Annotated in this window: 13 protein-coding genes; 3 read left to right on the top strand and 10 right to left on the bottom strand. The window is 66.3% G+C overall.

Annotated features, from left to right (window positions below; genetic code table 11):
* Positions 1 to 14 precede the first annotated feature (14 nt).
* From KXD98_RS17655 to KXD98_RS17630, 6 genes are read right to left on the bottom strand one after another with little or no spacing between them, the layout of a single operon-like run.
* Positions 15 to 827, bottom strand: coding sequence for an NAD(P)-dependent oxidoreductase (locus KXD98_RS17655; protein WP_260759653.1), 813 nt, complete (start codon positions 825 to 827; stop codon positions 15 to 17).
* Positions 824 to 1,642: an NAD(P)-dependent oxidoreductase gene (locus KXD98_RS17650; protein WP_260759652.1), complete on the bottom strand. Its 819-nt coding sequence runs from the start codon at positions 1,640 to 1,642 to the stop codon at positions 824 to 826. The genes KXD98_RS17655 and KXD98_RS17650 overlap by 4 nt, the downstream gene beginning before the upstream one ends.
* Positions 1,642 to 2,535 carry an alpha/beta hydrolase gene (locus KXD98_RS17645; RefSeq protein WP_313901236.1) on the bottom strand — a complete coding sequence of 298 codons (894 nt, stop codon included), beginning with the start codon at positions 2,533 to 2,535 and terminating at the stop codon, positions 1,642 to 1,644. Before KXD98_RS17645 ends, KXD98_RS17650 begins: the two co-directional genes overlap by 1 nt.
* Positions 2,532 to 4,187 (bottom strand): thiolase C-terminal domain-containing protein, encoded by a 1,656-nt coding sequence (locus tag KXD98_RS17640; protein ID WP_260759651.1) that lies wholly within the window; start codon positions 4,185 to 4,187, stop codon positions 2,532 to 2,534. The genes KXD98_RS17645 and KXD98_RS17640 overlap by 4 nt, the downstream gene beginning before the upstream one ends.
* Before the next feature lies 1 nt (position 4,188).
* Complete coding sequence (locus KXD98_RS17635; protein ID WP_260765271.1) at positions 4,189 to 4,407, bottom strand: ferredoxin; 219 nt, start codon at positions 4,405 to 4,407, stop codon at positions 4,189 to 4,191.
* Between the two features lie 8 nt (positions 4,408 to 4,415).
* The gene (locus tag KXD98_RS17630) at positions 4,416 to 5,714 is read right to left on the bottom strand and encodes an NADH-ubiquinone oxidoreductase-F iron-sulfur binding region domain-containing protein (RefSeq protein WP_260759650.1); all 1,299 of its coding nucleotides are present in this window, start codon (positions 5,712 to 5,714) and stop codon (positions 4,416 to 4,418) included.
* Between the two features lie 69 nt (positions 5,715 to 5,783).
* Between KXD98_RS17630 and KXD98_RS17625 the strand changes: the two genes are divergently transcribed.
* Positions 5,784 to 6,266 carry a hypothetical protein gene (locus KXD98_RS17625; protein ID WP_260759649.1) on the top strand — a complete coding sequence of 161 codons (483 nt, stop codon included), beginning with the start codon at positions 5,784 to 5,786 and terminating at the stop codon, positions 6,264 to 6,266.
* 11 nt (positions 6,267 to 6,277) lie between these two features.
* Here KXD98_RS17625 and KXD98_RS17620 read toward each other — a convergent pair whose 3' ends face one another.
* The 4 genes from KXD98_RS17620 to KXD98_RS17605 are packed head-to-tail and all read right to left on the bottom strand — an operon-like array spanning position 6,278 to position 9,859.
* Positions 6,278 to 7,150: an alpha/beta fold hydrolase gene (locus tag KXD98_RS17620; RefSeq protein ID WP_260759648.1), complete on the bottom strand. Its 873-nt coding sequence runs from the start codon at positions 7,148 to 7,150 to the stop codon at positions 6,278 to 6,280.
* A gap of 30 nt (positions 7,151 to 7,180) precedes the next feature.
* Positions 7,181 to 7,570, bottom strand: a complete 390-nt coding sequence (locus tag KXD98_RS17615; RefSeq protein ID WP_260759647.1) for a Rieske (2Fe-2S) protein — start codon at positions 7,568 to 7,570, stop codon at positions 7,181 to 7,183.
* A gap of 2 nt (positions 7,571 to 7,572) precedes the next feature.
* A complete protein-coding gene (locus KXD98_RS17610; protein WP_260759646.1) occupies positions 7,573 to 8,715 on the bottom strand; it encodes an amidohydrolase family protein in 1,143 nt (380 codons plus the stop codon).
* A gap of 19 nt (positions 8,716 to 8,734) precedes the next feature.
* Positions 8,735 to 9,859: an amidohydrolase family protein gene (locus KXD98_RS17605; protein WP_260759645.1), complete on the bottom strand. Its 1,125-nt coding sequence runs from the start codon at positions 9,857 to 9,859 to the stop codon at positions 8,735 to 8,737.
* Positions 9,860 to 10,106: 247 nt separating this feature from the next.
* Here KXD98_RS17605 and KXD98_RS17600 point away from each other — a divergent pair, with 247 nt between their 5' ends.
* The gene (locus tag KXD98_RS17600; RefSeq protein ID WP_260759644.1) at positions 10,107 to 11,105 is read left to right on the top strand and encodes an acyl-CoA dehydrogenase family protein; all 999 of its coding nucleotides are present in this window, start codon (positions 10,107 to 10,109) and stop codon (positions 11,103 to 11,105) included.
* A complete protein-coding gene (locus KXD98_RS17595; RefSeq protein WP_260759643.1) occupies positions 11,089 to 12,264 on the top strand; it encodes an acyl-CoA dehydrogenase family protein in 1,176 nt (391 codons plus the stop codon). The genes KXD98_RS17600 and KXD98_RS17595 overlap by 17 nt, the downstream gene beginning before the upstream one ends.
* Positions 12,265 to 12,275: the final 11 nt, after the last annotated feature.

Below are 12,275 nucleotides of genomic sequence, written 5' to 3'. Positions count from 1 at the left end.
GTGATCTGGCCGATTCATCCGGTCGCCGAAGAGTCGGCAGGCAGGGCCTTCGCCAGCAGATTTTCCAGGATGCCCAGGTCATTGCCCGTCTCTGCGGCCACGACCCGGATGACCGCGACATCCTTGCCGAGGAACTCGCCGACGGAGTCGATGAAGTCCTGAACCGACTCCCGCGACGCGACCAGGTCGGCGGCAATGCTGGCGCCGCTACCCTGACGGACCGCGCTGATCAATGCGGCCTCGTCGACGCCGACGCGCGCCCCGAACGAGGCAGCTTCGCGCAACAACCCCAGTTGCGCGACCAGCAACGTGTTGTTGAGCAGCTTCACCCACTGGCCGGAGCCCAGTTGGCCGGTGTGCAGGATCGGCTCTCCGTAGGCCGCCAGCACCGGCCGGACGCGCTGCACGGCGTCGTGGTCGCCCCCGACGAACAGCGTGATACGTCCGGCTTCGATGTCATGCGGTCCGCCGCTGACCGGGGCGTCCACCACAACGACTCCCGACGCCTCTGACGCGAGCAGTTCAGCGGTTCGCGGACTACCGGTGGTGTGCACCACCAACACCGAACCGGCCGACATCGCCGCAAGCAGACCGTCAACGAGGCAGACTTCCCGGACCTGCTCGTCGGTGAACACGCAGACGACGACGACATCGGCGCCCTCGGCGACCGCGGCCACGTCGGCAACCACGGTCGCCCCCAGTTCCTCGACGGCAGAGCGCTTTTCCTGGCTCCGTCCGAGCACGCGGACATCGTGGCCGGCGTGAACCAGGCGGCTGACCATCGGCGTGCCCATCCGGCCCGCACCGACGAAGCCGACTCGGCTCACCGCTCGTGGTCCATCGCGATCAGCGCGGCGTCGGCGGCGGTGAACACCGCCCCTTCCGGGGCTGCCGCCGCGGCTGCCAGACTGGCCGCGTGCCGGACGTCCTTCTGCAGCAGCGCACCGGCTATCGGAGCAAGACCGTCGAGGGTGCCGCCGAATATCGAGATGCTGCCGACGGCCTTGCTGGTGGCCGAACCGCGGTTGAGGACTTCGACGAGCTTGTCGCGGGGGATCCCCAGGGACTCGCCCAGTTCCAGGGTGCTGACAGCGCTGCCCAGGTTGGCGCTGAACAACAGGTTGTTGAGGATCTTGGTGTTCTGTCCGCTACCCAGCGGGCCGAGGTGCACGATCGGGTCGGCGTATGTGGCGAACACCGGCCGACACCGCTCGGCGACATCTTCGTCTCCGCCGACCATGACCAGCAACGTCCCCTGCTCGACCGCGGGTCCGCCACCGCTGACCGGGGCATCGATGACCGAAATTCCCTGCGCGGCCGCCTTGTCGGCGATCTCACGGCAGGTTTCAGGATGGACGGTGCTGTGAATGGCGACGATCCCGCCCTCGGCCATACCGGCCAGTACCCCGGTGTCGCCGTAGAGAACTTCGCGGACGTCGTCGTCACCGACCACGCACAGGCAGACCAGGTCGCTGGCCGCGCCGAGCTCGGCCGGAGTCGACGCCGACTTCGCTGCGGTGTCGGCGTACGGTTCCAGGCTGGCAGCACGTCGCGCCCACAACGTGGTCTCGAACCCGCCCTCGGCGATCCGCCGCGCCATGGGACCGCCCTGGCTCCCCAATCCGATGAATCCGACCCGCATCAACCGGCCTCCACTTCTTTTTTGTCGATCCCGCTGCCTGAAGTACTCAGGCACTCGTCGAGGTGTGCCAACACTTGCCGGTGGTAGGTTTCGGCGGACAGTCCGACGCTGAGATTGTGTCCGCTGTCCGGCATTTCGTTGAGGTCGACCCGCGGCGCGCCGGTGAACAGCGCAAGGATGTCGGCACTGGCCTGCGGCGTGGACTCCCACACTTTCTCGTGTTCGGCGACGCTGAACTGGACCGGCGCGGTGACCCGGGCAGCCAGTTCGGGGAAGTCGCGCCGGGCCCAATTCGCGGTGACCTTCGCTTCGTAGGGCACCCCCGGCGCCGACAGGGCGCCGGTGAGTACCTCGGGCGGATAGAGCTCGGTCGGTTGCCATAGCAGGTCGCGAAGGCCGGCGGGGCGCGACGTCACAGTGGCGTCCTTGATGATGGCCAACGCTTCGGCGCAGTACCGCAGCCCGGTGCCGGCGATCGAGAGGCCGAGAACCTCGTCGCGGCGCTCTCCGACAGCCATCCGGATCGCGAGTTCACACCCGGCCGAATGGCCGACCAGGAACGTGCCGGCCCCGCGCTCGACGCCGGCGAGCATCATGTCCACCGCGCCGAACGCGAATGCCACCCGCCGATCGGGGTCGTCGAACTGCTGTTGGTGCAGAGCCGAGGCGCCATAACCGGGCCGATCCAGCGCGATCGCGGTGACACCGTGTGCGGCGGCGGCGCGCAGCAGCGACAACCGGGGATGACCCGGGCAGTCGAAGTAGACCGACGCCGTCGCACCGCCGTGTACGGCGACCAGTATGGCGCGCGGATTGGGAACAGCGGCAACCAATCCCGACATCGGCACGCCGTCGACGAGGACCACGCGGGGGCGCGGGCCGGCGGCGTTCACGCGTCGGACCGCAGCAGCATCACGCCGCTGGGAGTCAAGCCGCCGCTGCTGACCACGGCAACCTTGGCGTCGGGTACCTGGCGCTCGCCGGCGTCGCCGCGCAACTGCGTGACGGCCTCGTGCACCAGCCCCATGCCGTGGGTGCGTCCGTGTGACAGTTGGCCGCCGTGCGTGTTGACCGGGATGATTCCGTCGCGTGCGATCGCCGCGCCACCGTCGAGGAATTCCTTCGCTTCCCCGATTCCGCAGAACCCGAGACCCTCCAGCCAGGACAGGCAGTTGAAGGTGAACCCGTCGTAGAGTTCGGCAACGTCGACATCCTTGGCCCGCAACGATGTTCGTGACCACAGGTGCGCTGACTGGCCGAGCACCTGAGGTTCATGGGTCAGTGTGGTCTGGTCCCAGTCGAGACGCTCGATGATCTGGGTGCCCACCGCCTCGAAACGGATGGGCCGGTGGGGGAGGTCCTGCGCGGCGTCGATCGCCGATACCACGACTGCGACCGCCCCGTCGCAGGGCACGTCGCAGTCGTAGAGGCCGAACGGCGTGGTGATCATCCGTGCCGACAGATAGTCGTCCATGGTCATCGGGTCGCGGTAGATGGCCGTCGGGTTCAGCGCGGCGTTGGCGCGCTGATTGAGCGCGATCCAGCCGAGTGTCTCGCGGGTGGTGCCGTACCGGTGGAAGTGGCGACTGGCGTTCTGTGCCAGCACATGCGCCGCGGAGGTGGCGCCGAACGGGTGCTGCCAACTGGACGTACGCCGACCCATCGGAGGTGACATCTTGCCCTCCTTCATCAGCTGACCGAAGGTGGCTTCCCACAACGTGCGGAAACACAGCACGTGGCGGGCCATCCCCGTGGCGACCGCCATCATCGCCGCGATCACCGAGCCGCCCGGCCCGAAGGTGTCCATGCCACCGTTGATCCAGGTGGGGCGCAAGCCGAGCGCACCTTCGAGTGCGCTGACCCCACCTTCACCCATGCCCGCCACATCCAGACCCGGATAGGTTGACAGGCCGTCGATGTCGTCGTAGGTCAGTCCGGCGTCAGCCACTGCCTGTTCGCAGGCGGCGATGGTCAACGCCAGCGGCGGCACCATCTGCCGCCTCCCGATCGTCGACATGCCGATACCGGTGATCGCCGAATGGTCCTCGAACTTCTGTGTGGTCAGCATCGGCCGGACGTGCCGCGAGAACTGGTCGGGCGGGATCGCATCGGGGGGCAGCGCCGTCGGCGCATCGGGATCGGTGGCCGGCCGGAACAACGGCAGCCAGACGTCGTCGGCCTGCTGGAACTGCACCTCGACGGGCTGGCCGATCGCCAGACTGGCCGGGTCAGCCTCGATGATGTTGGTGGTCAGGCGTACTCGAGGGTCTTCGATCAGCGCCACCTCAGCCACGACGTACGGGGGTGGAAGATCGGGAAAGCCGAACCGGTGGTTGATGCTGAGGCCGGCGAGCGTCGCCTTGCCCGACACCACGGCCACGCCGAGATTGGTTTTGCGGCAGTACCGACACACCGGCGCCGGGGGGTGGATCAGCGAGTCGCAGCTGTTGCACTTCTGGATACGCAGTTGTCCGTCGGATCCTGAGGTCCAGAAGAACTCGTTCTGCGCGGTCAACTGCGGCAGGGGGCGGCCGGGGATGTCCATATCAGCTCTTGCTCGGCTTCTTTGCGGCGTGCAGCTCGGTGATCGCGTGCACCGGGCAGTCCCACAGCGCTCGCGTCACCGCGTCGCGGTCGGCCTCGGCGACCGTTCCGTCTCCGATCAATGACGCGTAATCCCAGTCGTCGAGCGAGAAGTACGCCGGCGCGTGTTTGGCGCAGATACCGAATCCGTCGCACACCGTGCGGTCCAGTTTGATCTTCATCGGCTCGCTCATGGTCTCGCCTCCACCTCGAAGGGGCGCAACGCCGAGAAGGGCTCAGCGCCGCTGCTGTCACACTCGCCGGCGAGATGGCGGGCCACGTCGGCCGGGAACGCCCGAAGCAGACTGGCAGCGACATTGGTCGCCGCGTCCAGCGTGGCGCATGCGCCACGGCCCCGCAGTACCACCGACCACCGTTGCAGCCGGGCGAGGTCGTCCTCGGTGGCGACCCCTCGGCGCAGCGCATCGGTGACCGCCGACATTGCTGCGGTGCCGTTGAAACAGGAGCCACACTGACCGGCATTCTCCCGGTCGAAATAGGCCATCACCGCAGCTGCTACCGCCACCGGGGACTCACCGGTGAGAACTGCGATCGCCCCACAGCCGAGTCCGCTACCCAGCCTGCGCAGCGACTCGTGGTCGAGGGTGACGTCGAGAACCTCCCGATTCAGCAAACCGGCGAAATAACCGCCCATCAGCACGCCCGTGACGTCGGTGAGGGCGACCTGGTGATGCTCGAGAAGTGCGCTCACCGCGACACCGTGCGGAAGTTCATACAGGGCGGCGGGCTGTCCCGCCCCGGTCACAGTGGCCAGGAATGTGCCGGGGGAGGCCGACGTGCCCGCGCTACGGTAAGTGTCGCTGCCCTCACGCAGGATGAAGGGCAGGTTCGCCAGCGTCTCGACATTGCTGACCAGCGTCGGCAGGCCCGCGATACCTTCCTCGAACGGCCGCGGGGGCTTGTCGGTGGGTTTGGCCGGGCCGCCGTTGACGGCCCGCACCGCGGCGGTCTCCTCCCCGGCGACGTAGCCCGGATCGACAGTCACGACGTCGACGGCCAGGCCGTCCAGCGGTGCGTCCTGCACTGCGGAGGTCAGCGCCAGCGCGGAATCGGCGTCCGACACGTAGACGTACGCGCGCTGCGCGTCGACCATCCGGGCGGCCAGCCGGACCCCGTCGAGAACCAGGTGCGGCCGGTTGCGCATCAGCCAGCGGTCCTTGATCGAGGCCGGTTCGCCCTCTTCGCCGTTGGCCAGCACGACCGTATCGCTGCCCGCCCGTGCCGCGCCGCCGACGGTGCGCAGTTTCACCGCGAGCGGGAAGGCGGCGCCTCCGCGTCCGAGTAGACCGCTGCGGTCGACGTCGTCGAGCAGCGCGCCGGGGTCGCTGAGCTGCTGATAGCCACCCCCCGCGGTGTAGGTCGAAAGGTCTTCGGCAACAACGGTTTCAGACGGGGTCAGCAGGCGGGGCGTCAGGCCGGGCCACGCCGACACCGTCAGCCGGGTCGCCAGCCCGTTGTCGGTGCTCATCGCGGACCGCCCGCGGGCTCGGAGACGATCATGTTTGGTGCCTTCCTGCCGGCCGATAAGGTGGCGCTCATGAGGACTGCGGTGGTGCGTGTCGACGTCGACCCGACGGCGGTGCTGACCGCCGACCAGTTACGCGACGGCATGGCAATGCTTTCCGAACTGGCCCGGGCGGTTGGGGCAGATGTGGTCGATGCCGACCTGGCCGCGATGCCGGGCAACCGTCGCCAGGTCGAGATCCTGATCGACGGCGACGAGCCCGACCGGCTCACCGCCGCGGCGATGCGGATGTGTCGCAGCGCTTTCGGTGCCCTGGGTGTGGAGCCCGTGCCGGGTGTGCTGACCTACGTCAGCCGCGGAACCGACGATGACGCCCACGGCGTCCTGGCGGGTCTCGGGCTGCAGGGGAAGATCGAGCGCATCGCGACCGACGACGGATGGGACATCGTCAAAGTCACGCTGAGCAAAGACGATCTGCGGCGCGTACCGGAGAGTCGGGTGCACACCGCGCTGGAGGCCTCGCTCAACTGCGAGGTGCAGATCATCACGATTTGAGTCCACGCCGGTCATTTCCGGAGGAAGTCGAGAATCGGCGGCGCGGCCTGCACCCAGGTGTCGAACAGGCAGAAGTCCTTTCCGCCGCTCTCGGCCATCTTCTCGCCGGCACGCTCCCAGGCGTCCTCGGGCCACGGCGGGTCGATCAATCTGGAGCCCTTGATCAGGCAGTGCACTTCGTAGGACGTGCGCTTGGGATGGTCCCAGTCGTTCTCACCGCCGCGGATGATCAGCGTCGGCACCCTGATGTCGTCGAACATCTCGTCGGCGACGCCGGGAATTGTCTGCCCGGGTTTCGGGACGAATGCGTTGAGCCAGCGTCGCATGACCTTCAGAAACTCGTCGGCATCAAGGTCGAGCATGCGCTGTTCGTTACCGGGATTCTGCGCAATACGATCCCGCCACTCCGGCACACTGAGGAGACCCTTGATACCCAGGCCACGCACCGCGAGGATGCTGGGCACCACATAGTGGCCGCCGAGGACGAAGCTGCCGTACACGCCGCCGACGATGTTCCACACCACCAGTTTGGTGACCAGATCGGGGTACAGCATGGTGAACAGCATCGAATCGCGTGCGCCGCCCGAGCCGCCGGCAATGATGCACGGGCCGATGTCGAGACCCGTGAGCACTTGGTGAAGGGTCTCGGCACGCATGTGCGATTCGCTTTGGCCGTAGAACTGCACATCGGATGCGCCACAGTTGGGCCGGTCCCACAACAGAACTCGGTAGCCACCGTCGACCAGCGCCTCAGCCAGCGGTCGCAGCCCTGGAATGTCCTTGCTGAACCGACCTCCGGGGGTCAGGACGATGAAATCGCCTGCCTCGCCGAGGATCTCGTAGACAACTTTGCCACCGTTGATCTCGATCGTGTTGTTGGGCAACTGTTCTCCAATGTTGCGGCGTTCGGGACGCTAGGCCTGCACGAGTACGTCGTTGCCGACGACCCGCACAGGGTAGGTGCGGATGCTCCATTCCGGCTTGACCGCAGTGGTGCCGGTGGCCAGTTCGAAACCCCACTGATGCCAGGGGCAGAAGATGTACTCGTTGTCGCGCACCATCACCGCGTCACCCGGCACGTTGTCGTCGACGATGTTCAGACCGCGGGTCCGACCCGCGCACAGCGGACCACCCTCGTGCGGGCAGTAGTTGGCGATCGCATAGAACGTTCCGTTGACGTTGTACACGCCGACGCCGTGGCGTCCGATAGGTACCAGTTTGTGTGTGCCGGGCGGGATCTCGTCGATGGTGGCGACAACGTGTTCGCGCCCCTGCGCCAGCCGGGGCGTCTTGTCCTTTTCCATTCCTAGAAGACCCGGACCTGACCTTCGAGCGCCGGGACAGTGTCCGGCAACTTGTAGGTCTGGATACCGTTTCGGAACATCACCGCTTCGCGCGCGTGCTCGGGCAGGTGTTTGACCAGCCAGCGCGGATCGTCGAAGGTCCAGTGCGGATAGTCGCTGGAGAAGAGCAGGATCTTCTCGCACTCCATCCACTCGAAAGCCCGTGACAACTCGGTCTTGTCCTCCGGGTAGTCCAGCGGCTGGGTAGTGAACTTGATGTGGTCCTTGACGTATTCGCTGGGCTTGCGTTTGATCTCAACCCACGATTTGCGGGCCTCGTAGAGCGCGTCCATGCGCCACATCAGCGGCAGGATCCAGGTGAAGGCGTGCTCGACGAACACGATCCGCAGGTTCGGGTGCCGGTCGAACGTCCCGTCGAAAATCAGGCTCATGACCTGGTTGGCCGCCAGCAGCGAGTACGTGACCATGAAGTCGTGGTTGTAGCTCGGCAGTCCCACCGGGGGCATCGGCAGCTCGTCGTAATGGCTACGCGAGAGGTGACAGCTGACCGGGATGTCGTGCTTGGTGGCCGCGGCCCAGATCTGGTCGTACTTCGGATTGCCCCACGACGGGCGAGGTTCGGCCTTGATCAGGATCTGCGCCATGTGCGGATGGCCGGCCCAGCGCTCGATCTCGGCGACGCCGTTCTCGGGTTCCTGGATGGCCACGCAGATGGAGCCGCGCCAGCGCTCGTGCCAGTTGTTGTGGCTGTCGAGCCAGTGGTTGGCCTGCCACTCGTTGAGCGCATACGCCATCGCGTGCTCAGCCTCGGGAATGCGGGCCGGGTAGGCCGCGGGCTCGAGGATCGCGATGTCCGCACCGGCCTCCATGATCAGCTGTTTGAAAGCCAGATCGGGATCGCTGCAGGCAAACTCGCCGTCCGGCGGGAAAGTGTCCACCCGCATCGCGTAGGAGTGGGCGTAGTCGGGGGCGTCGTAGTAGATCTGGTCGCCGACCTTGCGGGTCAGAAAGTACTTGCTGCGCCACGGCTCGGGGATGTACTGGGTCAGCTCTCCGCGGCGGGGCGTCGGATGCACGTCGGAGTCCACGCACCGCACGGCGATGCGTTCGGTGGCTGGTACCCGGGGATTGGCTGTAACGGTCATGAGGGCCTCCTGGTTACCTCTACTGTGCCGCAGCCGCAGATGACACGGACGGACTTGCGGGAACTTCGATGCCGTAAAGCTGTGCGGCGTTGCGCCAGCACAACTTGTCACGTTGTTCGTCGGTGTAGGTCGTGGGCACCACCAGCTCGTTGAGCTGCCAGTGCGGATAACTCGAGCCGAACATCACCATGTCGTCCTTGCCGGTGAAGCCGGCCCACTCGCCGGCGAAGTCGACGTCGCCCGGCCCATCCAGGCTGCCCTGCACGAAGAAGACGTGGCCGGGCAGATAGTCACTGGGCATCCTCGGTGCCCACGGCGTCTGCTCGAGGTGCGGCCGGCCGAAGCAGTCCATCCGCCAGATGAACGGCGTCAGCATGTCGGCCGCTCCATCGGCCCACACGAACTTCAGCGCGGGCATCCTTTCGAATACCCCTTCGGCGATCATGTTCATCAGGTGATAGAGGAAGTTCAGCGCGGTGAACCCGACGAATTGCTCGTAGGTGCGTGTCACGCCATTCGGGGTCGGCGGAAGCATCACCCCGGAGCCGACCTCGAAGTGCACCGCCACCGGCAGGCCGGCGTCGACGGCGGCTTCCCACAACGGCCAGTACTGGGGTTTGCCGTAGAGTTCGCGCGATTGCAGCGGAACGCCGAGTTGGACGATTTTCGGGTGATTCCGGTAGCGCTCGATCTCTCGGAGCGCGCCCGCGACGTCGTCCGGGTTCACCCGCAGGGTGCCGCGGAACTTCTCACCGAACTCAGGGTGATCCAGCCACCGCGTCACCATCATGTCGTTGTGCGCCGATGCCAGCGCGGTGCCCAGGTGCCGGTCCGGCATGATCCCTCGGGTCATCGGGTGCACGATGGCGATGTCGACGCCGCGGTCGGTGAACAGGTGCTTGGCGACGACAGCCGGGTCGGATCCGGGGTATTGACCGTCGGGTCCCTCGGTCCGGTCGGCGTATTCGCCGCCCGGTGCGCCGTACCAGTCCATTTCGTAGTCGGGGAATCCGCGGCTGCGGAACGGTTCGCGGAGGAAGTTCTGCCGGAGGTCCTTGTTGGACTCGCAGAAGATGTGCACGCTGGCGTCGATGACCGGGACGCTGACGGACGCGTCCAGTGACCCGTCACTGAATTCCTTCACGCGGCTTGATCCTCACTTCTCCCGGCCGAGGGCGCGACCGTCGATGAGCTCCAGTGTAGATCGTTGTTCTTCATAATCAAGAATTCTGTTCTCAAGCGCAGCGCTTAACATTTGTGCTGCTAGAGCTCGGTGCTGGTCGGCCGCACAGCGCCTGTCTGGCGATAATGGATATGCTGCTCAGGAGAACGCAGACACCGTCAGCGAGAATGGTATTCTCAGCGAACTGCCGGTCCGAGGAGGCGCACGGGTGTTACTCGAATTCGATGCTGATCAGCGGCTGTGGCAGGAGACCGTGCGCGACGCGGTGTCCAAACAATGCCCAGCCTCGTTGATTCGCGACATCGCCGAGAACGGCGTCGACTCGACTCCGTTGTGGCAGAGCTACCTCGATGCGGGGTGGACCGAGCTCACGGATCCTGAAAATGCGGTCGAGTTGGCGATCGTGCTCGAAGAACTCGGTCGTGCGACCGACCCGACGCCTTTTCTGGCCACGCTCAGCCAGTTCGCGCCGCTGGTGGGCGACCGATTCGATCCGCGGAGCGCCGGAGCGACGGTATACAGCGGTGTCACGGCGGTGCGAGATGCGCACGGATGGATACTCACCGGCACCGACCGCTTCGTCCTCGACGGCGATCGGGCGCAGCGGCTGGCCGTGGTCACGGCAGCCGGGGTTTTCCTCGTCACCGCCGACCAGGTCGTCACGCGGCGGGTCGACACGTTCGATCCGGCACTCCATGTCGCCGAGGTGTCCTTCGGAGGGGTGCGGGTGGCCGACGCCGAACGGCTTTCCGCCGACACCGAACGGGCACACCACGTGGCGCTGATGGGGATGTCGATCACCATGGTGGGAGCGTGCCAGCGCATCCTCGACCTGGCCGTCGAGCACGCCAAGAGCCGCCAGCAATTCGGCGTGGCGATCGGAACGTTCCAGGCCATTCAGCACAAGGCCACCGACATGTTCATCGCGATCGAGCGGGCCCGGGCCCTGGCGTATTTCTCGGCGCTGACCATCGCCGGCGACGACTCCCGGCGTCGGCTGGCGGCGGCCATGGCAAAAGCGGCGGCCGGCGAGTGCCAGGCGCTGGTGTTCAAGCACGGGTTGCAGACCTTCGGAGCCATGGGTTTCACGTGGGAGAACGACCTGCAGTTCGCGCTCAAGCGAGCCAAAGCCGGGGAACTGATGCTGGGTGGCGCTGCCGAACATCGCGCCACGATCGCGGAGGAATTTCATGCAGCTGACCTTTGATGCCGACGTCGAGGAGTTCCGCGCCGAGTTCTCGGCGTTTCTCGACGAGCACACCCCGTCGGCAGCCGAGACGCTGGAGCGGCCGCGCTCGGTGTCGCACATGCCGCAGTGGGCCCGGGACTGGCAGCGGTTGCTGTTCGACAACGGCTGGCTGCTGCCGGCCCAGCCGCCCGAGTTCGGCGGCCGCAACGCATCGGTGTTGCAAACCTTCGTGCACGCCGAAGAACTGTGCCGTCGACGCATCTACCACAGCTTCAACCCGCAGGGCGTCAACATCGTCGCGGCCTCCCTGCTGACCTTCGGCACCGAAGAGCAGAAGCAAGAGTGGGCCGTTCCGGTGCTCAAAGGGGAGCGCACCGCGTCCCTGGGTATGAGTGAACCCAGCGCCGGGTCCGACCTGGCGTCGTTGCGCACCAAAGCGGTTCTCGACGGCGATCACTTCGTGGTCAACGGTCAGAAGGTGTGGACCTCCGGCGCCCACGACGCGGATTTCCTGCTGACGTTCGTGCGCACCGACCCGGAAGCCCCCAAGCACAAGGGCATCAGCGTGCTGCTGATCCCGACCGACCTCGACGGGGTGGTATGCCGGCCGTTCGCCGACATGACCGGCATCGAGAACTTGGACTTCAACGAGGTGTTCTTCACCGATGTCCGGGTCCCGGCAGAGAATCTGGTCGGCCCGCTCAACGGCGGATGGGGAGTGGCCAATGGCTCACTGGGCCATGAGCGGACCATGATGTGGCTGGGTTTCGCGGATCGAATCGCCAACTGCATCGCCGACTTCCGGCCCAAGGATGCGTTGGAGCGCGATGCACTGGCCACCTCGATCATCGATTACCACGCGCTGCGGCTGCTCGGCTCGGTGGGGATCGCGCAGGCTGCGCGAGGACAGGTCGATGTGGCCGCGGTGTCGATTCCGAAGTTGCTGGGCGCCGAGGCCGAACAGCGCATCGAGGGACTTGCGCTCGACGCCGCCGGACCCGACGGCCTGGTGCACCCGACGACATCGGGTCCCTACGCGCACATGAACCTCGACCACTACTTCGCCAGTTGGTTCGAGCGCTACTGCCGAAGCTTCGGCGGCACCATCGCCGGCGGCACTTCGGAGATCCAGCGCAACATCGTCGCCCAGCAGGTACTCGGGTTGCCGCGGCGCTGACGACGGGTCAG

Source organism: Mycobacterium sp. SMC-4 (assembly GCF_025263265.1).
Classification (GTDB): domain Bacteria; phylum Actinomycetota; class Actinomycetes; order Mycobacteriales; family Mycobacteriaceae; genus Mycobacterium.
Note: the sequence above shows the minus strand (reverse complement) of the source record. Positions and strands in the feature narration are given on the sequence as shown.